Source organism: Streptomyces sp. SID13666, assembly GCF_010548325.1.
GTDB lineage: Bacteria > Actinomycetota > Actinomycetes > Streptomycetales > Streptomycetaceae > Actinacidiphila > Actinacidiphila fildesensis.
Window position 1 is genome coordinate 37,097 of record NZ_JAAGLX010000018.1, and the last position, 21,188, is coordinate 58,284.

Annotated in this window: 22 protein-coding genes; 17 read left to right on the forward strand and 5 right to left on the reverse strand. The window is 69.4% G+C overall.

The window, feature by feature from the left end:
- Positions 1-19 precede the first annotated feature (19 nt).
- Complete coding sequence (locus G3I60_RS22855; protein WP_164297533.1) at positions 20-1,306, forward strand: glycoside hydrolase family 10 protein; 1,287 nt, start codon at positions 20-22, stop codon at positions 1,304-1,306.
- 139 nt (positions 1,307-1,445) lie between these two features.
- On the opposite strand, the gene G3I60_RS22860 is transcribed toward G3I60_RS22855, so the two are convergent.
- Positions 1,446-1,790: a hypothetical protein gene (locus G3I60_RS22860; RefSeq protein ID WP_203673582.1), complete on the reverse strand. Its 345-nt coding sequence runs from the start codon at positions 1,788-1,790 to the stop codon at positions 1,446-1,448.
- 109 nt (positions 1,791-1,899) lie between these two features.
- Positions 1,900-2,469, reverse strand: coding sequence for a hypothetical protein (locus tag G3I60_RS22865; RefSeq protein ID WP_187144975.1), 570 nt, complete (start codon positions 2,467-2,469; stop codon positions 1,900-1,902).
- Between the two features lie 106 nt (positions 2,470-2,575).
- Here G3I60_RS22865 and hemL point away from each other — a divergent pair, with 106 nt between their 5' ends.
- From hemL to ccsB, 7 genes are all read left to right on the forward strand, one after another.
- The gene (gene hemL, locus G3I60_RS22870; RefSeq protein WP_164297537.1) at positions 2,576-3,883 is read left to right on the forward strand and encodes a glutamate-1-semialdehyde 2,1-aminomutase; all 1,308 of its coding nucleotides are present in this window, start codon (positions 2,576-2,578) and stop codon (positions 3,881-3,883) included.
- Positions 3,884-3,909: 26 nt separating this feature from the next.
- Positions 3,910-4,593: a histidine phosphatase family protein gene (locus tag G3I60_RS22875; protein ID WP_164297539.1), complete on the forward strand. Its 684-nt coding sequence runs from the start codon at positions 3,910-3,912 to the stop codon at positions 4,591-4,593.
- 241 nt (positions 4,594-4,834) lie between these two features.
- A complete protein-coding gene (locus tag G3I60_RS22880; RefSeq protein ID WP_138355198.1) occupies positions 4,835-6,121 on the forward strand; it encodes a hypothetical protein in 1,287 nt (428 codons plus the stop codon).
- A gap of 137 nt (positions 6,122-6,258) precedes the next feature.
- Complete coding sequence (locus G3I60_RS22885; RefSeq protein ID WP_164297541.1) at positions 6,259-6,870, forward strand: TlpA disulfide reductase family protein; 612 nt, start codon at positions 6,259-6,261, stop codon at positions 6,868-6,870.
- Between the two features lie 52 nt (positions 6,871-6,922).
- The gene (locus G3I60_RS22890) at positions 6,923-7,609 is read left to right on the forward strand and encodes a cytochrome c biogenesis CcdA family protein (protein ID WP_164297563.1); all 687 of its coding nucleotides are present in this window, start codon (positions 6,923-6,925) and stop codon (positions 7,607-7,609) included.
- 3 nt (positions 7,610-7,612) lie between these two features.
- Positions 7,613-9,439: a cytochrome c biogenesis protein ResB gene (locus tag G3I60_RS22895; protein ID WP_164297543.1), complete on the forward strand. Its 1,827-nt coding sequence runs from the start codon at positions 7,613-7,615 to the stop codon at positions 9,437-9,439.
- The gene (gene ccsB, locus G3I60_RS22900; RefSeq protein WP_138355152.1) at positions 9,436-10,509 is read left to right on the forward strand and encodes a c-type cytochrome biogenesis protein CcsB; all 1,074 of its coding nucleotides are present in this window, start codon (positions 9,436-9,438) and stop codon (positions 10,507-10,509) included. Before G3I60_RS22895 ends, ccsB begins: the two co-directional genes overlap by 4 nt.
- A gap of 55 nt (positions 10,510-10,564) precedes the next feature.
- On the opposite strand, the gene G3I60_RS22905 is transcribed toward ccsB, so the two are convergent.
- Complete coding sequence (locus tag G3I60_RS22905) at positions 10,565-10,843, reverse strand: PLD nuclease N-terminal domain-containing protein (RefSeq protein ID WP_138355153.1); 279 nt, start codon at positions 10,841-10,843, stop codon at positions 10,565-10,567.
- An 88-nt stretch (positions 10,844-10,931) separates the two neighbouring features.
- On the opposite strand from G3I60_RS22905, the gene G3I60_RS22910 reads away from it, so the two are divergent.
- Positions 10,932-12,392 carry a menaquinone biosynthesis decarboxylase gene (locus G3I60_RS22910; RefSeq protein WP_138355154.1) on the forward strand — a complete coding sequence of 487 codons (1,461 nt, stop codon included), beginning with the start codon at positions 10,932-10,934 and terminating at the stop codon, positions 12,390-12,392.
- Entirely contained in the window at positions 12,389-13,312 is a 924-nt protein-coding gene (gene mqnP / locus G3I60_RS22915; protein WP_138355155.1) for a menaquinone biosynthesis prenyltransferase MqnP, read from the forward strand. The genes G3I60_RS22910 and mqnP overlap by 4 nt, the downstream gene beginning before the upstream one ends.
- A gap of 69 nt (positions 13,313-13,381) precedes the next feature.
- Here mqnP and G3I60_RS22920 read toward each other — a convergent pair whose 3' ends face one another.
- Both G3I60_RS22920 and G3I60_RS22925 read right to left on the reverse strand, forming a co-directional pair.
- Entirely contained in the window at positions 13,382-14,572 is a 1,191-nt protein-coding gene (locus G3I60_RS22920) for a hypothetical protein (RefSeq protein ID WP_138355156.1), read from the reverse strand.
- Between the two features lie 149 nt (positions 14,573-14,721).
- Positions 14,722-15,258 (reverse strand): rhomboid family intramembrane serine protease, encoded by a 537-nt coding sequence (locus G3I60_RS22925; protein ID WP_232484780.1) that lies wholly within the window; start codon positions 15,256-15,258, stop codon positions 14,722-14,724.
- A 223-nt stretch (positions 15,259-15,481) separates the two neighbouring features.
- On the opposite strand from G3I60_RS22925, the gene G3I60_RS22930 reads away from it, so the two are divergent.
- The 7 genes from G3I60_RS22930 to G3I60_RS22960 all read left to right on the forward strand — a co-directional run bounded on the left by G3I60_RS22930 (position 15,482) and on the right by G3I60_RS22960 (position 21,133).
- Positions 15,482-16,156, forward strand: coding sequence for a UbiX family flavin prenyltransferase (locus G3I60_RS22930; RefSeq protein ID WP_164297546.1), 675 nt, complete (start codon positions 15,482-15,484; stop codon positions 16,154-16,156).
- A gap of 93 nt (positions 16,157-16,249) precedes the next feature.
- The gene (locus G3I60_RS22935) at positions 16,250-16,705 is read left to right on the forward strand and encodes an Lrp/AsnC family transcriptional regulator (protein ID WP_138355159.1); all 456 of its coding nucleotides are present in this window, start codon (positions 16,250-16,252) and stop codon (positions 16,703-16,705) included.
- A gap of 72 nt (positions 16,706-16,777) precedes the next feature.
- A complete protein-coding gene (gene mqnE, locus G3I60_RS22940; protein ID WP_138355160.1) occupies positions 16,778-17,941 on the forward strand; it encodes an aminofutalosine synthase MqnE in 1,164 nt (387 codons plus the stop codon).
- A 123-nt stretch (positions 17,942-18,064) separates the two neighbouring features.
- Positions 18,065-18,583 carry a GNAT family N-acetyltransferase gene (locus G3I60_RS22945; protein ID WP_164297548.1) on the forward strand — a complete coding sequence of 173 codons (519 nt, stop codon included), beginning with the start codon at positions 18,065-18,067 and terminating at the stop codon, positions 18,581-18,583.
- 29 nt (positions 18,584-18,612) lie between these two features.
- The gene (locus G3I60_RS22950; RefSeq protein WP_138355162.1) at positions 18,613-18,900 is read left to right on the forward strand and encodes a DUF4229 domain-containing protein; all 288 of its coding nucleotides are present in this window, start codon (positions 18,613-18,615) and stop codon (positions 18,898-18,900) included.
- Positions 18,901-19,109: 209 nt separating this feature from the next.
- On the forward strand, positions 19,110-20,435 hold the full coding sequence (locus G3I60_RS22955; RefSeq protein ID WP_164297550.1) for a dicarboxylate/amino acid:cation symporter: 1,326 nt from the start codon (positions 19,110-19,112) through the stop codon (positions 20,433-20,435).
- 164 nt (positions 20,436-20,599) lie between these two features.
- The gene (locus G3I60_RS22960; RefSeq protein ID WP_164607657.1) at positions 20,600-21,133 is read left to right on the forward strand and encodes an NUDIX domain-containing protein; all 534 of its coding nucleotides are present in this window, start codon (positions 20,600-20,602) and stop codon (positions 21,131-21,133) included.
- Positions 21,134-21,188 lie beyond the last annotated feature (55 nt).

Consider the following 21,188-nt stretch of genomic DNA (forward strand, 5'->3'; position numbering starts at 1 on the left):
CGTCCGGCAGAAAGCGATCATGGGCCAGATCTCCCGCAGGACCCTGACCACGGCAGCCGCCGCCGCGGCGGTGACGGCCGGTTCCGTCACGATCGGCGGCGGCACGTCGTACGCGGCGTCCGGGCGCCGCGACGGAGCACAGAACGGGCGCCGGCAGTTCCGCGGCATGTGGCTGACCACCGCGTTCAACCGCGACTGGCCGACCCCGGGGCTGTCCCCGGCGGAGCAGCGGCGGGAGTTGGCCGGGCTGCTGGACATCGCGGTCGCCCGCCGGTTGAACGCGGTCGTCCTCCAGGTCAGAGGGCTGGCGGACGCGCTGTGGCCCTCGCCGTACGAGCCGTGGGCGAAATGCCTCACCGGTGTCCAGGGACGCGATCCGGGCTGGGACCCGCTGGACTTCGCCGTACGCGAAGCGCACCTGCGCGGGCTGGAGTTGCACGCCTGGTTCAACCCGTACCGGATCGCCACACACCCCGACCCGGCCCGGCTGTCGGCCGCCCACCCGGCGCGGCTGCACCCCGAGTGGGTGGTGCCGTACGGCAAGGCGCTGTTCTACAACCCCGGGCTTCCCGAGGTCCGCCGCTTCGTCCAGGACGCGATGCTCGACGCCGTCGCCCGCTACGACGTGGACGGCCTGCACTGGGACGACTACTTCTACCCGTACCCGATCCCCGGGCAGACCTTCGACGACGACGCCGCGTACGCGCGGTACGGCGGGGACTTCCCCGACCGGGCCGCCTGGCGGCGCGACAACATCGACCTTCTGGTGCGCGGGACCGGGCTGCGGATCGAGGAGCTGAACCGGTCCCCGCTGGGCGGCGGTTCACCGCGCGAGCGGCGGGTGCGCTTCGGGGTCAGCCCGTTCGCGATCTGGCGCAACCGGACCACGGACCCCGAGGGTTCCGACACCCAGGGCGCCGCCGAGTCCTATGACGGCATCTACGCCGATACGCGTACCTGGGTGCGGCGGGGATGGATCGACTACATCGCGCCGATGATCTACTGGCATATCGGAAACGATGTGGCCGACTACGCCCGGCTTGTCTCCTGGTGGGCGGAAACATGCCGTGGCACGAACACGCATCTGTACATTGGTGAGGCTCTGTACAAAGCGGGCAACCCGGCTCAGTTCAGCGCCTGGCAGGATCCGGCGGAACTCTCCCGGCATCTCACTTTCGGCCACCGCTTCCCCGAGGTGCGCGGCAACATCTACTTCGCCGCGAAGGAAGTCGCCGCCGACCGGATCGGGGCCATGCGGCGCGTGGTGGCCGACCATTACCCGACCCGGGTGCGGACCCCGCGCTGACCTCACGCCGACCCCGTGCGGACCCCGCCCCGGCTCTTGTCGATGATGCGAACGACGATCGCGCGGACCCTGGGCGAAGCGGTCCGCGCGATCGTCGGGTCACATCCAGCGGCCTGCTACGACCGCGCGGGGACCGTGACTACTCGACCGAGACGCTCGAGTCGGCGTCGACCGAGGCTTCCGCACCCGGCTGGATGCTCGAAACCTGATCGTTCCCGTCGGTGTTGCACTCCCAGGTGTCCCACACGGCGACGACCTTGTCCGTGTTGTTCTTCACCACCATGGGATCCGGCGTCGCGGCGCCACCGGCGGGGGGGCCCGACGAGTCGGCGGGGGTGAGGTCGAAGCAGCCCACCGGGTCGACGTGGTCGACGCCGTTGATGGTGAGGGTGCCGGTGGCGGCCTGCGCGGAACCGGGCACCGCCACCATGAGCAGGGCGGCGGAGGCGAGAGCGCCCAGGACTGTGACCATGCGTGATCGCATCATGACTCCTCGTTGGGGGAGTTGAGCGTATCTCGCCCACGCGGGCATATGCATCCCGAAAGTGCCCATTTGGCCGTACAGTGCCTAATTCGGGTGAAAGGGGCGCAGGTCAGGGCCAGACCAGGCAGTACAGCTGGTGGCCGGCCTCATGGCAGCGGGACGCGAAGCCCTGCCATTCATGGAGCATCTGGTAGATGACGAAGGCATCTCGGGGGCCGCGCCGGTCCGGGACGGTGGACCAGATGAAGGCGGCGGCGCCGAGTTCCTCTTCGCCGGCCTTGCGGAGGGGTTCCACAACGCTCATGGGGAGCTTGACGACGGCGTAGTCCGGGTGGAGGACGACGAGTTCCAGCGGCGGGACCTTGGCCGGGGGTATGCCCTCGATGCCGGTGAGCACCATGGCGGCCATGGTCTCCGGCTTGACCTTGGTGTACATGCCGTTGCCGAGCTCGTCACCGCCGAGCTCCTCGGGGCGCATGGAGATCGGGACCCGGGCGGCTGTGGCGCCATCGGGTGCCCCGAAGTACTTGTAGGTCACCCCCACTCGGCCACCCCTGCTCCCACTCTCCGCGGCTGCTCTGCGATCGCGATCGGCGGACCGACGACGCCTGCCGGTGGGCCGGGCGTGTTGGGGCTCGTGGTCGCCCGTTCCCTCGCCCAGTTCGCCACCGCGCTGCATTTCACTACCCGACCATTCACAGACCCAACCGCGCAACCCGATCATCGTCTCAGATGCCGGGTCGAGACCTGCGCGCGCAACGCCCGGCGTTTGAGAGCATGTGCCTGTGAGCTATCCGTACGAAGCCCCAGTTTCGCAGGTTCTGTTCGACCGAGCTGCCGCCGTGACGCCCGGAGGTGTGAACTCCCCGGTCCGCGCCTTCCGCGCGGTGGGCGGTACGCCCCGGTTCATGGTGTCCGGGAAGGGTCCGTACCTCACGGACGCCGACGGCAGGGAGTACGTCGACCTCGTGTGCTCGTGGGGTCCGATGATCCTCGGCCACGCGCACCCGGAGGTGATCGGCGCCGTACAGGAGGCCGTGACGCGCGGTACCTCCTTCGGCACCCCCGGTGAGGGGGAGGTGCTGCTGGGCGAGGAGATCGTGGCGCGGATCGGCCCGGTGGAGCAGGTCCGCCTGGTGTCGTCCGGGACCGAGGCGACCATGTCGGCGATCAGGCTGGCGCGTGGCTTCACGGGCCGGGCCAAGGTGGTGAAGTTCGCTGGTTGCTACCACGGTCATGTGGACGCGCTGCTGGCGGCGGCCGGTTCCGGGGTCGCCACGTTCGGGTTGCCGGACACGCCCGGGGTGACGGGCGCGCAGGCCGGCGACACGATCGTGCTGCCGTACAACGATCTCGAGGCCGTGCGGGCGGCGTTCGCCGCGCACCCCGGCGAGATCGCGTGTGTGATCACCGAGGCGTCGCCCGGCAACATGGGCGTGGTGCCGCCGGCGGCGGGCTTCAACGCCGGGCTGAAGAGCCTCTGTGCGGAGAACGGCGCGCTCTACATCTCCGACGAGGTGATGACGGGCTTCCGTGTTTCGAAGGCCGGCTGGTTCGGGCTCGACGGTGTCGAACCCGACCTGATGACCTTCGGCAAGGTCATGGGCGGCGGCTTCCCGGCCGCCGCGTTCGGTGGCCGCGCGGACGTCATGGGCCATCTCGCACCGGCCGGTCCGGTCTACCAGGCGGGCACGCTGTCGGGTAACCCGGTGGCGACCGCGGCGGGTCTGGCGCAGCTGCGGCTCTGCGACGACGCGGTGTACGCGACCGTGGACGCGGTGTCCGGGCGGGTGTCGTCGCTGGTCAGCGAGGCGCTCACCAAGGAGGGCGTCGCCCACCGGCTGCAGAAGGCCGGGAACATGTTCTCGGTGTTCTTCACCGACGAGCAGGTGACCAACTACGACGAGGCGAAGCGGCAGCAGGCGTTCCGCTTCACCGGGTTCTTCCACTCGATGCTGGCGCAGGGCGTCTACCTGCCGCCGTCGGCCTTCGAGTCCTGGTTCGTTTCGGCGGCCCACGACGACGCGGCGATCGAGCGGATCGCCGCCGCGCTGCCGGCCGCGGCGCGCGCCGCGGCCGAGGCGACGGAATGAGCGGGGACGACGGAAAGATGAGCGGCATGACTGACGACACAGAGATCACCGTGGTCCACCTGATGCGGCACGGCGAGGTGGAGAACCCGTCGGGTGTGCTCTACGGGCGGCTGCCCGGCTACCACCTGTCGGAGCTGGGCCGGAAGATGGCCGACCGGGTCGGCGAGCACCTGGCGGGCCGCGACATCACGTATGTCGTGTCGTCCCCGCTGGAGCGGGCGCAGGAGACGGCGGTGCCGATCGCGGCCCCGCACGGGCTGGAGATCGCCTCCGACCCGCGGCTGATCGAGGCGGAGAACGTCTTCCAGGGCAAGACCTTCGGCGTCGGCGACGGGGCACTGAAGAACCCGTCGAACTGGAAGCACCTCACCAACCCGTTCAAGCCGAGCTGGGGCGAGCCCTACGTCGACCAGGTCGTGCGGATGATGGCGGCGCTCGGCGCGGCACGGGACGCGGCGCGCGGCCACGAGGCGGTCTGCGTCAGCCACCAGCTGCCGATCTGGATCACCCGCAGCTTCGTCGAACGGCGCCGGCTCTGGCACGACCCGCGCAAGCGGCAGTGCACACTCGCCAGTGTGACGAGTTTCACATACCAGGGCGACAAGATCGTGTCGGTCGGCTACGCGGAACCGGCCCGCGATCTGGTGCCCTCGCATCTGCTGGCGGGCGCGAAGCCGGTGAAGGGCGGATCGAAGGGCTTCGGGGCGTAGGCAGGTCCGGGCCGGCGCCGCCGCGGCCCTGGTCATCCGCCGGGGCGGCCTGTTGGATTGGCCGAAAGGGTCGATCCAATGGGTCAATCCGGTGTTCCTGAGGGCGCTTACGTGCGCCAATTGAGCTAACCGGTGGGATTTTTCTGACTTTTCGGTAACCGTACGGCTGTGACAGCCGTCCTGGATGGTGGCCACCTTTTTCGTGATCGCCATCCATGAGGCCCGAGAAATGGGGATGTACATGCGCGCCATGACCCGTAGGAGTCTGCTCACGGCCACTGCCGGAGTCGCGGTCGGTGCGGCTGCGGCCGGATGCTCCTCGGGGGGCGACGGAGGCAAGACCGGCGGCAACGGGACCAAGCCGGGCGGGGCCACCGGCCAGAAGGAGCCCGAGAAAACGGTTCAGCTGATCGGGGACGGCTCCACCGCGAACACCGGACCCCAGCCGGGCCAGCCGAAGCCGGAGCGGATGGAGCCGGGACAGACGCCGCCGCAGTTCGTGATCTTCTCGTGGGACGGCGCGGGCGAGGTCGGGAACGGCTTGTTCCCGCGCTTCCGCAAGCTCGCCAAGGACAACGGCGCGTCGATGACGTTCTTCCTGTCCGGGCTCTACCTGCTGCCCGAGTCGAAGAAGCGGTTGTACGACCCGCCGAACAACAACCTGGGCGCGTCGGACATCGGCTACCTGACCGACGAGCACGTCAAGATGACGCTGGACAACATCCGTGAGGCCTGGACCGAGGGCCACGAGATCGGCACGCACTTCAACGGGCACTTCTGCTCGGGCCGCGGCACCGTCGGGAACTGGACGCCGACCCAGTGGCAGAGCGAGATCGACCAGGCCAAGTCGTTCGTCAAGAACTGGAAGACCAACACCGGGCTCAAGGACGAGGCCCCGCTGCCGTTCGACTACGACAAGGAGCTCGTCGGCGCCCGCACGCCGTGCCTGCTCGGCCAGGACAACCTGCTGCCGACCGCCCACAAGCTCGGCTGGCGCTACGACGCGAGCTCGCCGGGTGGCCGGCAGGTCTGGCCCGAGAAGCGTGGCGGGCTCTGGGACCTGCCGCTGCAGCTCATCCCGTTCCCCGGCCACTCCTTCGAGGTCCTCTCCATGGACTACAACATGCTCGCGAACCAGTCGAAGAACGCCACCCAGAGCGACCCGAGCAACTACCCGGGCTGGCAGCGGCAGGCCGCCGCCTCGTACATCGCGGGCTTCCAGCGCGCCTACGAGACGAACCGCGCGCCCTTCTACATCGGCAACCACTTCGAGAAGTGGAACGGCGGCATCTACATGAACGCCGTCGAGGAGGCGTTCAAGCACATCGCCGGCCAGGAGAAGAAGGACGTCCGGCTGGTCTCCTTCCGGCAGTACGTGGACTGGCTCGACGCGCAGGACCCGAAGGTGCTCGGAAAGCTGCGCCGGCTGGACGTGGGGCAGAAGCCGGCGGGCGGCTGGAAGGCGTACCTCGCGCCGGAGGGCGCGGCCGGTACCCCCGCCTCCCCGACGACGGCGGCCACCACGTAGGCACCCCGTAGGCAGCGCGTGGTCAGGGGCGGCGCGGCCGGTCCCGCTACCTGATCCTTACTTGGGGCAATTGCCGCTTTTGGCGTCGGTGTCGGGGGCGCGAAAGATCGCCGGACGACGCATGCGAAACTTTTCACATGAGTCCTACGCGTGCCCGCCGACGCCGCCCGCTCCGCAGTGCCGCGGCACTGGCAGGAGTCGCCGCGCTGGCGCTGGCGCTCTCGGCCTGTTCCAGCAGCGGCTCGTCCTCCGGCGGCAGCGGTACCAACTTCGTCGGCGGCTCGGGTGAGATCTCCCGGGTGGCCAAGGGCGACCGGCTCGCCGCCCCCGCCATCTCCGGGGAGTCGGTCGACGGCAAGCAGTTGAACCTGGCCGACTACAAGGGCAAGGTCGTCGTCCTCAACGTCTGGGGCTCGTGGTGCGACCCCTGCCGCGCCGAGGCTCCGCACCTGGTCAAGGTGGCCAACGCCACCAAGGCCGAGGGCGTCGAGTTCCTCGGGATCAACATGCGCGATGCCACGAAGGTCAACGCGAACGGCTTCGAGACGCAGTTCGACATCCCGTACCCGAGCTTCTACGACCCCAACGGGAAGCTCATGCTGAAGTTCCCCAAGGGCAGCCTCAACCCGCAGGGCATCCCGAACACCCTGATCATCGACCGGGACGGCCGGATCGCCGTACGGATCCTCAAGGCCGTCGGCGAGGACAGCCTGCGCCAGGCGCTCGACCCGATCGTCGCGGAGAAGTGACGTGACCGAGACGGTCTCCTCCGGGGCGCTGCTCCTCGCGATCCCGATCGCGATGCTCGGCGGCCTGGTCTCCTTCTTCTCCCCGTGCGTCCTGCCGCTGGTGCCCGGCTACCTCTCCTACGTGACCGGCACGTCAGGCGCCGACCTGGCCGAGGCCAAGCGCGGCCGGATGGTCGCCGGCGCGTCGCTGTTCGTCCTCGGCTTCACCGCGGTCTTCGTGTCCGGCGGGGCGCTCTTCGGCTACTTCGGGCTGCGGCTGCAGGAGCACAAGGAGATCATTTCCCAGGTGCTCGGCGTCGCCACGATCCTCATGGGCCTCGCCTTCATGGGGATACTGGGCGGTCTGACCCAGCGCGACCTCCGCTTCCACCGCAAGCCCGCGATGGGGCTGGTCGGCGCGCCCCTGCTCGGTGTGCTCTTCGGCGTCGGCTGGGCGCCGTGCGTCGGCCCGACGCTGGGCGCCGTGCAGGCGCTGGCCTTCAACGAGGCGAGCGCGGGGCGCGGGGCGCTGCTCACCGTCTTCTACTGCGTGGGCCTCGGCCTGCCGTTCATCGTCGCCGCCGTGGCGTTCCGCCGCGTACTGGGCGCGTTCGGCTGGGTCAAGCGGCACTATGTGTGGGTCATGCGGATCGGTGGCGGCATGCTCGTCGTCGTCGGTGTGCTGCTGCTCACCGGCGTATGGGACGACATGGTCTTCTCCCTGCAGACCTGGTCCACCAACTTCACCCCTGGGGTCTGATTCATGAGTACGGAATCCGGGCCGAAGACCGCCCGCGACGCCGAGGCACGCGAGGTCGAGGAGCGTGACGTCGAGGAGCGTGACGTCGAAGAACGTGACGCGGCGGGCGCGCAGCTGTCGACGGCGCCGGTCGAGGAACTCGGCCAGGTGGTGCCCGGCTCCTTCGGCGGTGTGCGCAGGCCAGGCTGGCGCGGCACGGTCGGCTGGACGCTGCGCGAGTGCTTCGGCTGGGTGCGCTGGATGTGGCGGCAGCTCACGTCGATGCGGATCGCCCTGATCCTGCTCTTCCTGCTGTCCATGGCCGCGATCCCCGGCTCGCTGGTCCCGCAGACCAGCGTCGACGAGGTCAAGGCGCAGGCGTGGAAGGACGTGCACCCCAACGCCACCCCGGTCTACGAGACGCTCGGGCTGTTCCACGTCTACAGCTCGCCGTGGTTCTCGGCGATCTACATCCTGCTGTTCATCTCGCTGGCCGGCTGCATCCTGCCGCGCAGCTGGCAGTTCGTCGGGCAGCTCCGCTCCCGGCCGCCGGCCGCGCCGCGCAATCTGACCCGGCTGCCGGCGTACACGACCTGGCGCACCGCGGCAGGTGAGGACGAGGTGCTGGACGCCGCGCAGCAGCTGATGCGCGGGCGCCGGTTCCGTACTCACCGGGTCGGCGGCGCGGTCGCGTCCGAGAAGGGCTTCCTGCGCGAGGCCGGCAACCTGATGTTCCACCTGGCGCTCTTCGGGCTGCTGATCTCCTTCGCGGTCGGTTCGCTGTGGAAGGGCGAGGGCGGCAAGCTGATCGTCGAGGGCGGCGGCTTCTCCAACAACCTCACGCAGTACGACGACTTCAAGCCCGGCACCTTCTACACCGCCGACGACCTGGACCCCTTCGGCTTCTCGCTGGACAGCTTCGAGGCCACGTACGCGCGGACCGGCCCGCAGAAGGGCACCCCGCGGACGTTCCGCGCCAACATCCACTACTGGAAGGGCGCGGACGGCAAGCCGGTCAAGTCCTCGATCGAGGTGAACAAGCCGCTGGAGATCGACGGTGAGACGGTCTACCTGATCGGGCACGGCTACGCGCCGGTCGTCACCGTGAAGGACGCCCGCGGCACGGTCGTCTACCAGGGGCCGACGCCGTTCCTGCCGAGTGACGGCAGTCTCACCTCGCGCGGCGTCGTGAAGGTCACCGACAACTACCGCAACAAGGCGGGCGGCAAGGACCAGCTGGCGTTCAGCGGGATCTTCGCCCCGACGATGGTGATCGACAACATCCAGGGGCCGCACTCGGTGTTCCCCGCGCTCGACCGCCCCGCGCTGATCCTGACCGCCTACCACGGCGACCTGGGCATGGACAGCGGCCTGCCGCAGAACGTGTACCAGCTCAACGACAAGAAGATGAAGCAGTACAAGGCCGCCGACGGCCAGCCGCTCCGCCAGGTGCTGGCCGTCGGGCAGGTCCTGCAACTGCCGGACGGCGGCGGCTCCATCCGCTTCGACGGCGTCAAGACCTGGGCCAGCTTCCAGGTCTCCCACCAGGTCGGCAACGGCTGGGCGCTCGGCAGCGCGGTCGCCGCGATCCTGGGTCTGGCCGGCTCGCTGTTCATCCAGCGCCGCCGGGTGTGGATCCGGGCCACCCCGGGTGCGGACGGGGTGACCGTCGTGGAGGTGGCCGGACTCGGCCGCAGCGAGTCCGCGAAGATCGCCGACGAGATCGGGGACCTCGCCTACCGGCTGCTGCCCGAAGCGCCCCAGCTACCGGACCCCGGCGGCCCCGGCGGCGGCACAGCCACAGACCCCTCGGAAGAACCTCTCCTGCCAGACGAAGGAGCGCGCGCGTGACTATCGCGGCCGCGGTCAATGAGAACTTCGCGAACTACAGCAACTACCTGATCTACTCGGCCATGACGGTCTACACGCTCGCCTTCCTCGCGCACATGGCCGAGTGGGTGTTCGGCAGCCGCAGCCGGGTCGCGATCACCGCGGCGGCGCTGACCGCACCCGCGGCGGCTCCCGCGATCGAGGTCGTCCAGCGCGGTGGCGGCACCGCCACCCTGGAGCGTCCCAAGGTCGTCACCCGCTCCACGGCGAGCGACCGCGGCATCCCGGACGGCCCCGGCGCCGCCGGCACCGACGCGGACGGCGACAAGTACGGGCGGATCGCGGTCTCGCTGACCGTGCTCGCCTTCGTGTTCCACCTGGCCGCCGTCGCGTGCCGCGCCGCCTCCGTGCAGCGGGTGCCGTGGGGCAACATGTACGAGTTCTCGACCACGTTCGGCATGGTCGCGGTCGGCATGTACCTGGCCCTGCTGGCGCTGAAGAAGCGGGTCCGCTGGATCGGGCTCTTCCTCGTCACCTCGGTGCTGCTGGACCTGGGCCTGGCCGTCGCGGTGCTCTACACCGACAGCGACCAGCTGGTCCCGGCGCTGCACTCGTACTGGCTGTGGATCCACGTCTCGTGCGCGATCATCTCCGGCGCGGTCTTCTACCTCGCGGCGGTCGGCACGTTCCTGTTCCTCTTCCGCGACTACTACGAAGCCGCGCTCACCGCCGGCCGCAGGGTGAACCCCACCTGGGCCAACATCATGGACCGGCTGCCGTCCGCGGCGACGCTCGACAAGTTCGCGTACCGGATGAACGCGCTGGTCTTCCCGCTCTACACGTTCACCGTCATCGCGGGTTCGATCTGGGCGCAGGCCGCCTGGGGCCGGTACTGGGGCTGGGACCCCAAGGAGACCTGGTCGTTCATCACCTGGGTCGCGTACGCCTGCTACCTGCACGCCCGCGCGACCGCCGGCTGGAAGGGCCGCAAGGCCGCCGCGCTGGCGCTGGTCGCCTTCGCGTGCTTCATCTTCAACTACTACGGCGTGAACATCTTCATCACCGGCAAGCACTCGTACGCCGGGGTCTGACGCCACAGGGTCCTGGTCCGGCCGGCCGCTCCCCCCGGGGCGGCCCGGCCGGCGCTCAGCTGCCGGACGGCGGGGTGTCGTCCTTCAATCCCTTGAGGAAGTCCGGGTTGTCGTCCGGCGCGACCCACTGCGGGCGCGCGGGCGCGCGGCGGCGGTTGCGGCCCGCGACGAGCCAGGCGATCGGTCCGACGAGGACCTCGCCGAAGAGCAGGATGATGATCACCCACACCACCTTCGGCAGCCCGCGGACCTCCTCCTCCGGAGTGTTCAGGCAGTCGATGAACGCGTAGATCCACAGCGCGAGCACCAGCAGGAACGGTAGATACCTGACCATGGCGGAAGAGCCCCCCTGAGCCGGAAGACGGGCCGCGACAGGGGCCCGGTGACGGGTACAGGGTAGTGCGTGGCGGATACTGGACGGCATGGCTTACGACGATCTTCGATCCTTCCTGAGGGCCCTGGAGAAGGACGGCGACCTCAAGCGGATCAAGGCCGAGGTCGACCCGTATCTGGAGGTCGGCGAGATCACCGACCGCGTGAACAAGGCGGGCGGCCCCGCGCTGCTCTTCGAGAACGTGCGCGGGTCGTCGATGCCGCTCGCGATGAACGTGTTCGGGACCGACCGGCGGATGCTGAAGTCCCTCGGGCTGCAGGCGTACAGCGACATCAGCGACAAGATCGCCGGGCTGCTGAAGCCGGAGCTGCCGCACGGCTTCACCGGCGTGCGGGAGGCGTTCGGCAAGCTCGCCGGGATGACGCACGTGCCGCCGAAGAAGGTGAAGTCCGGCGACGCGCCCGTGCAGGAGGTCGTGCTGCGGGGCGACGACGTGGACCTGGACGCGCTGCCCGCGCTGTTCACCTGGCCGGAGGACGGCGGCTCGTTCTTCAACCTCGGGCTGACGCACACCAAGGACCCGGAGTCCGGGGTGCGCAACCTGGGCCTGTACCGGTTGCAGCGGCACGACCGGAACACCATCGGGATGCACTGGCAGATCCACAAGGACAGCCGCAACCACTACAAGGTGGCCGAGCGGCGCGGTGAGCGGCTGCCGGTCGCCATCGCCTTCGGCTGCCCGCCCGCGGTGACGTACGCGTCGACCGCGCCGCTGCCCGGCGACATCGACGAGTACCTGTTCGCGGGCTTCGTGCAGGGCAAGCGGGTGGAGATGGTGGACTGCAAGACCGTCCCGCTCCAGGTCCCGGCCAACGCCGAGGTCGTGCTGGAGGGCTGGCTGGAGCCCGGGAAGACGCTTCCCGAGGGGCCGTTCGGCGACCACACCGGCTTCTACACCCCGCAGGAGCCGTTCCCGGCGCTGACCATCGACTGTGTGACGATGCGGAAGCGGCCGCTGCTGCAGTCGATCGTGGTGGGCCGGCCGCCGACGGAGGACGGGCCGCTGGGCCGGGCCACCGAGCGGTTCTTCCTGCCGCTGCTGAAGATCATCGTGCCGGACATCGTGGACTACCACCTGCCGGAGGCGGGCGGCTTCCACAACTGCGCGATCGTCTCGATCGACAAGAAGTACCCGAAGCACGCCCAGAAGACGATGCACGCGATCTGGGGCGCGCACATGATGTCGCTGACGAAGCTGATCATCATCGTGGACGCCGACTGCGATGTGCACGACCTGCACGAGGTCGCCTGGCGCGCGCTCGGCAACACCGACTACGGCCGCGACCTGACGGTCGTCGAAGGGCCGGTCGACCACCTCGACCACGCCTCCTACCAGCAGTTCTGGGGCGGCAAGGCGGGCATCGACGCGACCCGTAAGCTCCCCGAGGAGGGGTACACGCGCGACGGCGGCTGGCCCGAGATGGTGGTCTCCGATCCGGAGACGGCCGCGAAGGTCGACCGGCGCTGGAAGGAGTACGGCCTCTCGTGACCACGGATTCCGCAACCCCGGACCTCTTCGCGCCGGAGCCCGCGCCGCCCGGCAGGATCAGGGCGTTCCTGCGGCTCGTCATGATCGAGCACTCGATCTTCGCGCTGCCCTTCGCGTACATCGCCGCGCTCAGCGCGATGTTTCACCTGGACGGCTCCGTCCACTGGTGGCGGCTCGTCCTGATCACCGTGGCGATGGTGGGGCTGCGCACCTTCGCGATGGCGTGCAACCGGATCATCGACCGGGAGATCGACGCCCGCAATCCGCGGACCGCCCAGCGCGAACTGGTCACCGGGGCGGTGTCGGTGCGCTCCGCGTGGACCGGTGCGCTGGTGGCCGTGGTCCTCTTCCTGGGCGCCGCGGCGCTGCTCAATCCGCTGTGCCTGGCGCTGGCGCCGATCGCCGTCATCCCGATGGTGGTCTACCCGTACGGCAAGCGGTTCACGAACTTCCCGCACGCGATCCTCGGCCTCGCGCAGGCGATGGGCCCGGTCGGTGCGTGGCTCGCGGTCACCGGTGAGTGGTCGTGGGACGCGGTGATCCTCGGGCTGGCCGTCGGGGTGTGGATCGGCGGCTTCGACCTGATCTTCGGTTCGCAGGACGTCGCCGCCGACCGGGCGGACGGCGTCAAGTCCGTCCCGGCCCGCTTCGGCGTCGCCGCCGCCCTGTACGGGGCGCGCGGCTGCCATGTCGTCACGACGGTCCTGCTGGCCTGGTACGGAGTCGCCACCGGCGCGGGCGCGTTCTGGTGGGTGGGTCTGACGATCGTCGCGGGTGCGTTCCTGTACGAGCACTCGATCGTGCGGCCGCACGATCTGAGCCGGCTGAACCGTGCGTTCTTCCAGGTGAACGGGTTCATCGGCATCGCGCTGTTCCTGTGCGCGCTGCTCGACCTCGCGGTCCGCGGCCTCGGTATCTGAGAACACGGCCCGGCCCCGGTATCCATCGGATACCGGGGCCGGGCCGTGGCTGTCAGAGGGTGTCGGGCGTTACGCGCCGAGGTCCGCCTGGTCCAGGCCGCTGAGGTCCAGGCCCTTGACGTCCATGTCCTTGAGGTCCAGGTCCTTCATGTTCATCGCACCGAACATGAACAGGCCCATGAGGTCCTGCGGGGTGAGCGCCCTCGCGCCGGCCGGGGCCGTGACCGGGTCGCTGCCGCCCTGGAGGCCGATGGTCAGCGGGAGCTTGCCCTGGGGCTTCTCGTCGAACTGGGCGACGTCCAGGGCGATCCCGGACAGCATGCCGTCCTTGATCGACAGGTCGACGGCGAGATCCTTCGCCGGGACCTTGCTGACGTCCGGAGCCTTGAAGCCCGGGATCTGCTTCTCCAGCGGGGCGAAGCCCTTGGCGAGCTCCTTGGCCGTCTGACCTGCCGGGACCGTCATGGTGACGTGGTCCACGCCGTTGCTGCTGCCCTTGTCGGTGAACTTCGCGTTGTGCGCGACCGCGCTCTTGACGGCGTCGATCAGCTGCTGCTGGGTCTTCGCGTCGAAGGACGACGCACCCGGCATCGGCACCGGCAGCGGCGACTTGCCGAGGCCCTTGTCGCCGCCGAGCGTCTTGCCGAGATCGGCGAACGCCGCCGGGTCGATCGAGATCCACTTGCCGGCCAGCGCGTCCTTGACGACGCCGAGCGACGACGGCAGCTCGTCCGCCTTGGGGAGGAACTGGTCGAGCGGCGAGTGGTCGCCGCCCTTGGCGGCGCCGCCGAGCGCGGTCAGCGCCTTGATGTCGGCCCGCAGGTAGAGCTTCTTGCCGATGGACCGGATCTCGACCAGGTTCTGCTTCCCCTCGGCGTCCGAGGACAGCTGGAAGGAGAAGGAGGACGTGTCACTCGGGGCGTCCTTCGCGTCCTTGGTGGCCGCGGCGTCCTTGAGCGGCTTGTCCGAGCTCAGCCCGAGCTTGGCGTGCAGACCCGCGAGCATCTTCGCGTTGTCCTTGGTGAAGCCGTCGGAGCCCTTCATCGCGGTCCAGATCTGGTCCGCGGTGGCGTCGAAGGAGACGGTCGCGGTGACCGCCTTCTGCGCGCCGAGCTTGTCCACGGCGTTCTTGACCTTCGCCGCCGCGCCGGCCTGCTGGACGGTGCCGCAGGCGGCGGAGGCGCCGGCTATGAGGGCGACGCAGCCGATGGCGGCCAGACCCTTGTGTGCGGTGCTGATGTGGTGACTCCCGTAGAACAAGCGGGCCTTCGGCCGGTGGCCTTCGACGCCGGGTGAGATCTGAAGATTAGCTGTGGATGCCGCTCGGCCCGAACGGGTTTTCCGGCGGATCGACCCGTCGTCGCATGCATCCGTCGGGGCGCGGGGATCCGTCAGGGCGCGTCGATCCGTCATCGCATCAATCCGTCGGGCGTGCGCGCGCGGAAGAAGAAGGCGGAGGCGACACCGCCGAGCAGCCCGAAGAGGTGGCCCTGCCAGGAGACGCCCTGGGCGGTGGGCAGCACGCCCCACAGGATCGACCCGTAGAGCACCGCGACGCCGAGCCCGACGGCTATGTCGAGCAGCCGCCGGTCCACGAACCCGCGCACCAGCAGATAGCCGAAGAGGCCGAAGACGACGCCGGAGGCGCCCGCCGTGTTGGTGTGGGCGGGTGCGACGAGCCAGACGCCCAGGCCGCTGGCCAGGATGATGACGAAGGACACACTGAGGAAGCGGCGGATGCCGCGCAGCGCGGCGATGAACCCCAGCACGAGCAGCGGCAGGCTGTTGGCCGCGACATGGGCGAAGCCGAAGTGCATGAACGCGGCCGGGATGATGTCACGCAGCTCGCCGGTCTCGCGCGGCACGATGCCGAAGGTGTCGAGGGAGTGGTTCGTCGCCACGTCGACGGCTTCGAGCAGCCACAGCAGCCCCACCCAACCCAGCATGAGCGCGGCGGCCGCCGTGACCCTCGCTCCGCCGCGCAGCGGCGCCAGACCGATACTCGCCTGCGCGGATCGGTCCGCGGTCGGTTCGTAGCTGTGACTCACCGAGGCCCCCCTCAGATCCATGTGTCCCTACCGTAGACAACGCCACCGACATCCGGAGTGGTTCCCGGCGAGAGCCCTCTCCCGCCGCCGGCCGTCCCGGGCGGCCGGATAGGCTCGCCGGGTGGACACGAGCCTGCGCAAACCGTGGATCGTCGGGGTCTCCGGAGCATCCGGGACCCCGTACGCCGCCGCCGTGCTCCGGGGGCTGCTGAGCGCCGGCGAGGCGGTGGACCTGGTGGTCAGCCGGGCCGCCCGGCTGACGCTGCTCGACGAGACGGGACACGCGTTCCGGGACGCGCACTGGCGCGAGGACCTGCGGACCTGGCTGGCGCGCGGCGCCGACGGCAAGGACGGGCAGTTCGATCTGTCGGACGCGGAACTCGCGGACGTCCGGTTCTGGGCCGCGGGTGATCTCGCGGCCGGACCGTCCTCCGGTTCCTACCCGGTCAAGGGGATGCTCATCGTGCCGGCCAGTACCGCCTGTGTGGCGGGGGTCGCGCTCGGGCTGTCGAAGGACCTGCTGCAGCGGGCGGCGAGCGTCACCCTCAAGGAGCGCAGGACCCTGGTGGTCGCGGTCCGCGAGACACCGCTGAACGGCCAGACGCTCAAGCACCTGGTGACGCTCGACGAGGCGGGCGCGGTCGTCCTGCCCGCGTCACCCGCCTTCTACGCGGGCGCCCGGCACATCCAGGACCTGGTGGACTTCGTCGCCGGGCGGGTGCTGGACGCGGCTGCGGTGCCCCACCAGCTGTACCGCAGGTGGGAAGGCGAGCTCGGATCGGCCGGTTCCGCCTGACCGGCGCGCTGATGCGCAGGCCGCAGGGTCGCGGATGCCTTAGATTCTTGTTCGCACGGCGCAATCGATGCATGAACGGGAGGGTCCAGGCATATGGACGCGGTGGACAGGCAGCTCATCCAGGCGCTGCGCGAGAACGGGCGGGCCTCGTACGCGGAGCTGGGACGGCTGGTGGGGCTCTCCGGGCCCAGCGTCACCGACCGGATCAACCGGCTGGAGCAGGCCGGGGTGATCACCGGCTACCGGGCCACCGTCGCGCCCGTGGCGCTCGGCCTCGGCGTGACCGCCCTGGTCGGGCTGCAGCTCAGCGACGCGGCGGACCATGAGGACGTGGCGCACCGGCTGCGCGACCTGGACGAGATCGAGGACTGCTGGTTCATCGCCGGCGACGACTCGTACATGCTCAAGGTCAGGGTCGGCGACGTGGACGGCCTGGAGCGGACGATCCGCCGGCTGTCCGGGACGAAGGGCGTGGCCCGTACCCGGACCACGATCGTGCTCTCCACGAAGTGGGAGAACCGGGTCGGCTCGCTCCCCGAAGAGGTGTGAGCGGGGGCTGCTCGCCGTCGTGAACCGGGGGAGTAGTTTTGGTCGGGTCGAATGCAACTAGGAGGCGGCAGCATGGACGCTGGACTCAAGCGTGAGCTGGAGGAGAAGGTCTACGCGGGTGAGCGGCTGACCCGTGAGGACGGAATCGCCCTCTACGAGTCCGACGACCTCGCTTGGCTGGGTGGTCTCGCACACCACGTACGGACGAAGAAGAACGGCGATGTCGTTCACTTCAACGTCAACCGGCACCTCAACATGACGAACGTGTGCACCGCGTCGTGCGCCTACTGCTCGTTCCAGCGCAAGCCGGGCGAGAAGGACGCGTACACGATGCGCATCGAGGAGGCCGTCCGTCTCGCGAAGACGATGGAGGGCGAGAACCTCACCGAGCTGCACATCGTCAACGGTCTGCACCCGACGCTGCCGTGGCGCTACTACCCGCGCTCGCTGAAGGCCCTCAAGGAGGCGCTGCCGTCCGTCTCGCTGAAGGCGTTCACGGCGACGGAGATCCACCACTTCGAGACGATCTCCGGTCTGTCGGCCTCGGACATCCTGGACGAGCTGATCGACGCGGGCCTGGAGTCGCTGACCGGCGGCGGCGCCGAGATCTTCGACTGGGAGGTCCGGCAGCACATCGTGGACCACCGCACCCACTGGGAGGACTGGTCGCGGATCCACCGTCTCGCGCACTCCAAGGGTCTCAAGACCCCCTCGACGATGCTCTACGGGCACATCGAGGAGCCGAAGCACCGGGTGGACCACGTGCTGCGGCTGCGCGAGCTGCAGGACGAGACCGGCGGTTTCCAGGTCTTCATCCCGCTGCGGTACCAGCACGACTTCGTGGACATGAAGGACGGCAAGATCCGCAACACGCTGCAGGCCCGCACCACCATGGCCAGCGGCGCGGACGCGCTCAAGACGTTCGCCGTCTCCCGGCTGCTCTTCGACAATGTGCCGCACGTCAAGGTCTTCTGGGTGATGCACGGGGTGCAGACCGCCCAGCTGGCGCTGCAGCACGGCGCGGACGACATGGACGGCTCGGTCGTCGAGTACAAGATCACCCATGACGCGGACGACTTCGGCACGCCGAACAAGCTGAACCGGGACGACATCCTCGAGCTGATCCGCGACGCCGGGTTCCGGCCGGTCGAGCGCAACACGCGCTACGAGATCATCCGCGAGTACCCCGGGCCGAACGCCGAACGGCGCGAGTCCCCGCAGCCGATGCGCCTCTGACGTCATCTCCGTTCGCCGAAGGCCCCGGTGCCACGCGCAGGTGCGTGGTGCCGGGGCCTTCGCGCTGTCCCAAGCCGTGGAAGCCCGTTGCCGGGCCGCCGGAGTAATGGCTAACATTGACCTATGGCCCTTACCTTTGCGCGTGACCCCGAGCTGTCCACCGGCCTCCGCGAAGAGATCCTCCGGATCTGGACCGACGCCTCCAACGCCGGCGGCGCGGTCGGCTTCGTCCCGCCGGTCACGGCCGAGGACGTACGCCCGGTCGCCGACGGGCAGTTCGAGTCGGTCGGCGCGGGGACCCAGCGGCTTCTCGTCGCGTACGAGGACGGGCGGGCGGTCGGCACGGTCTTCCTGAAGCTCAACACCCACCGGCTGATGCGGCACTGGTGCACGCTGGTCACCGTCATGGTCGACCCGGTCCTGCAGGGCGGCGGGCGCGGCCGGCGGATGCTGGCCGAGGCCGTCGACTTCGCCCGCGACCTGGGCTTCGACGCGCTCCGGCTCGGGGTGCGCGGCGGCACCGGCGTGGACGCCTTCTACGCCGCCTGCGGATTCAAGGAAGTCGGCCGCGTACCGGACGCGATCCGCGTCGCCGCCGACGACTTCCGCGACGACATCACTATGTGGCTCCCCCTGCACTGATCGTCGGGGGGCCGTGCTTCACTGGAAGCATGTTCCGTTACACCGCCATGCGTTTTGGCCTCTTCGTCGGCTGCTTCGCGGTCATCTGGGGTCTGGTCTCCCTGCGGATCCTGCCGGCCGGGCTCGGTGGCTCCAACCTCCTGTGGGTTGCGCTGCTCGCGCTCGTCATCTCCGCGCCGCTGAGCTTCGTGCTGCTGCGCGGCGCCCGGGATGCCGCGTCGGCCCAGGTCTCCGCGCGCGTCGAGCGCAGCCGGGCGAACTTCGCCAAGAGCCAGAGCGCGGAGGACGCGGCGGACGACGCCGCGCGCACCGCGTAACGCCAGTTGGGCCGTAGGTCCGCACGACCGCCCGGGGGTCGGTGGGTAACCCTCGTCACACGCTTCGCCATGCCCCGCCGGAACACCCCGTTCCCGGCGGGGCTTTGTGCTGTCCACGCGCCGGCCCGGGCCGTTTCCGGCCGTCCACGTCATGAGAACCCAAAGAATGACTTTGAGTTTCCCAAAGCTCCGGTGTTAGCGTCCGGAACATGTCTCCTACATCCAGTCGCGTACGCATACCCAAGATCCCGTTCTGGGCGCAGATCCTCGGCGGCCTCGTCCTCGGTGTGTGTCTCGGCTGGATCGCCCGCAGCGGCGACATCGCCTGGCTCGGCAAGACCCTCGACGAGATCGGCTCGATCTTCGTCCAACTGCTCAAGCTGGCCGTCGCGCCGCTGGTCTTCTTCGCCATCGTGGTCTCCATCACCAACCTGCGGAACGTCTCCAACGCCGCCCGGCTGGCCACCCGCACGCTGCTCTGGTTCATGATCACGTCGCTGATCGCGGTCTCCATCGGCCTCGCGATCGGCCTGCTCACCAACCCCGGCTCCGGCAGCGGCCTCACCCCGGCCGACGGCGCCAAGCCGAAGCACACCGGCTCCTGGCTCGACTTCCTCACCGGCATCATCCCGACCGACGTCATCTCGCCGTTCACCGAGCTGAACGTGCTGCAGATCGTCTTCATGGCGGCCGTCGTCGGTATCGCGCTGCTCCAGCTCGGCGAGAAGGCCGAGCCGATCCTCACCCTCAGCTCCGCGGTTCTCGAACTGCTCCAGAAGGCCCTGTGGTGGGTCATCAAGCTCGCCCCGCTGGGCACCCTGGGCCTGATCGGCAACGCCATCAACACCTACGGCTGGAACCTGATCAAGCAGTACGCGACCTTCACCGCCGACGTCTACGTCGGCTGCGCCCTCGTCCTGTTCGGCGTCTACCCGCTGCTGCTCGCCACCGTCGCCAAGGTCAGCCCGCTGCAGTTCTTCCGCGGCGCCTGGCCCGCCATCCAGCTCGCCTTCGTCTCGCGCTCCTCGGTCGGCACCATGCCGGTCACCCAGCGCGTCACCGAACGCCTCGGCGTCCCGCGCGAGTACGCGTCCTTCGCCGTCCCGTTCGGCGCCACCACCAAGATGGACGGCTGCGCCGCGATCTACCCGGCCCTCGCCGCGATCTTCATCGCGGAGGTCTTCGACGTGCACCTGGGCATCGGCGACTACCTGCTGATCGCCTTCGTCTCGGTCATCGGCTCCGCCGCCACCGCGGGCCTCACCGGCGCCACGGTCATGCTCACCCTGACCCTCTCCACCCTCGGCCTCCCCCTCGAAGGCGTCGGCCTCCTGCTCGCGATCGACCCCATCCTCGACATGATGCGGACCGCCACGAACGTGGCCGGCCAGTCCGTCATCCCGATCATCGTCGCGGCCCGCGAGAACATCCTCGACCGCGACAAGTACGCCACCGCCCACGGCGCGGACCTCGACAGCCTGATGGACGACGACGCGAACACGGACCGCGAAGAGCGCGTCCCGGTCGCCGCGTAACAGCTTGGCGCAGCAGTGCCCCCGATCCCCGGCATTCGCCGAGGGGACCGGGGGCACTGGCACGCAGGTTGGAGGCTTCACGGCTGACGTGAGATCCACTCAGACCAATCGCTGCGCGTTGGGCTCTGGGATGCTGGGGAGCACTTGCGAGAGGGGCGGCCTGCATGCGGTGGAAGACTCATGGCGAGCGTCAGATCTACGCCAACCAATGGGTGAACCTGTTCCTCGTCGATGTCGAGCAGCCGGACGGCCGGCGCTGGGAGCATCACGTGGTGCGGATGCGGCACTTGGCCGTGGCCGCGGTGGTGAACGACCAGCGCGAGATCTTGATGATGTGGCGGCATCGCTTCATCACGGACTCGTGGGCTTGGGAGCTGCCGATGGGCCTCATCGAGGAGGGCGAGACCCCCGATGAGGCGGCTGCACGCGAGGTGGAAGAAGAGACGGGCTGGCGCCCTGCGCCGATGAAGCCGCTCATCTACGCCGAGCCGGCGAACGGGATCACGGACTCGCAGCACTACGTCTTCCGGGCCGATGGGGCGACGCAGATCGGCCCGCCGACGGAGAAGAACGAGTCCGACCGGATCGAGTGGATCCCCCTCGACCGGGTGCGCGGCATGATCGACCGTCGGGAGATCGTCAGCAGCGGTTCCCTCGTGGGTCTGCTCTACGTGCTGATGGATGAAGCGATCCGTTGAGCTCAGTGCAGCAGTTCGCGTAGCCGTACGTCGAAAGCTGCGTCCTTGATCGGAC

What these genes read in the sequence shown, in the direction of transcription:
- G3I60_RS22885 (WP_164297541.1), top strand. Translation starts at nt 6,259, where the DNA reads ATGAGTCCTACGCGTGCCCGCCGACGCCGCCCGCTCCGCAGTGCCGCG.
- G3I60_RS22865 (WP_187144975.1), bottom strand. Translation starts at nt 2,469, where the DNA reads ATGCAGCGCGGTGGCGAACTGGGCGAGGGAACGGGCGACCACGAGCCC.
- G3I60_RS22955 (WP_164297550.1), top strand. Translation starts at nt 19,110, where the DNA reads ATGTCTCCTACATCCAGTCGCGTACGCATACCCAAGATCCCGTTCTGG.
- G3I60_RS22890 (WP_164297563.1), top strand. Translation starts at nt 6,923, where the DNA reads ATGCTCGGCGGCCTGGTCTCCTTCTTCTCCCCGTGCGTCCTGCCGCTG.
- mqnE (WP_138355160.1), top strand. Translation starts at nt 16,778, where the DNA reads ATGGACGCTGGACTCAAGCGTGAGCTGGAGGAGAAGGTCTACGCGGGT.
- G3I60_RS22860 (WP_203673582.1), bottom strand. Translation starts at nt 1,790, where the DNA reads ATGCGATCACGCATGGTCACAGTCCTGGGCGCTCTCGCCTCCGCCGCC.
- G3I60_RS22895 (WP_164297543.1), top strand. Translation starts at nt 7,613, where the DNA reads ATGAGTACGGAATCCGGGCCGAAGACCGCCCGCGACGCCGAGGCACGC.
- G3I60_RS22950 (WP_138355162.1), top strand. Translation starts at nt 18,613, where the DNA reads ATGTTCCGTTACACCGCCATGCGTTTTGGCCTCTTCGTCGGCTGCTTC.
- G3I60_RS22910 (WP_138355154.1), top strand. Translation starts at nt 10,932, where the DNA reads ATGGCTTACGACGATCTTCGATCCTTCCTGAGGGCCCTGGAGAAGGAC.
- G3I60_RS22945 (WP_164297548.1), top strand. Translation starts at nt 18,065, where the DNA reads ATGGCCCTTACCTTTGCGCGTGACCCCGAGCTGTCCACCGGCCTCCGC.
- G3I60_RS22855 (WP_164297533.1), top strand. Translation starts at nt 20, where the DNA reads ATGGGCCAGATCTCCCGCAGGACCCTGACCACGGCAGCCGCCGCCGCG.
- G3I60_RS22905 (WP_138355153.1), bottom strand. Translation starts at nt 10,843, where the DNA reads ATGGTCAGGTATCTACCGTTCCTGCTGGTGCTCGCGCTGTGGATCTAC.
- G3I60_RS22880 (WP_138355198.1), top strand. Translation starts at nt 4,835, where the DNA reads ATGCGCGCCATGACCCGTAGGAGTCTGCTCACGGCCACTGCCGGAGTC.
- G3I60_RS22960 (WP_164607657.1), top strand. Translation starts at nt 20,600, where the DNA reads ATGCGGTGGAAGACTCATGGCGAGCGTCAGATCTACGCCAACCAATGG.
- G3I60_RS22875 (WP_164297539.1), top strand. Translation starts at nt 3,910, where the DNA reads ATGACTGACGACACAGAGATCACCGTGGTCCACCTGATGCGGCACGGC.
- G3I60_RS22925 (WP_232484780.1), bottom strand. Translation starts at nt 15,258, where the DNA reads ATGCTGGGTTGGGTGGGGCTGCTGTGGCTGCTCGAAGCCGTCGACGTG.
- G3I60_RS22935 (WP_138355159.1), top strand. Translation starts at nt 16,250, where the DNA reads ATGGACGCGGTGGACAGGCAGCTCATCCAGGCGCTGCGCGAGAACGGG.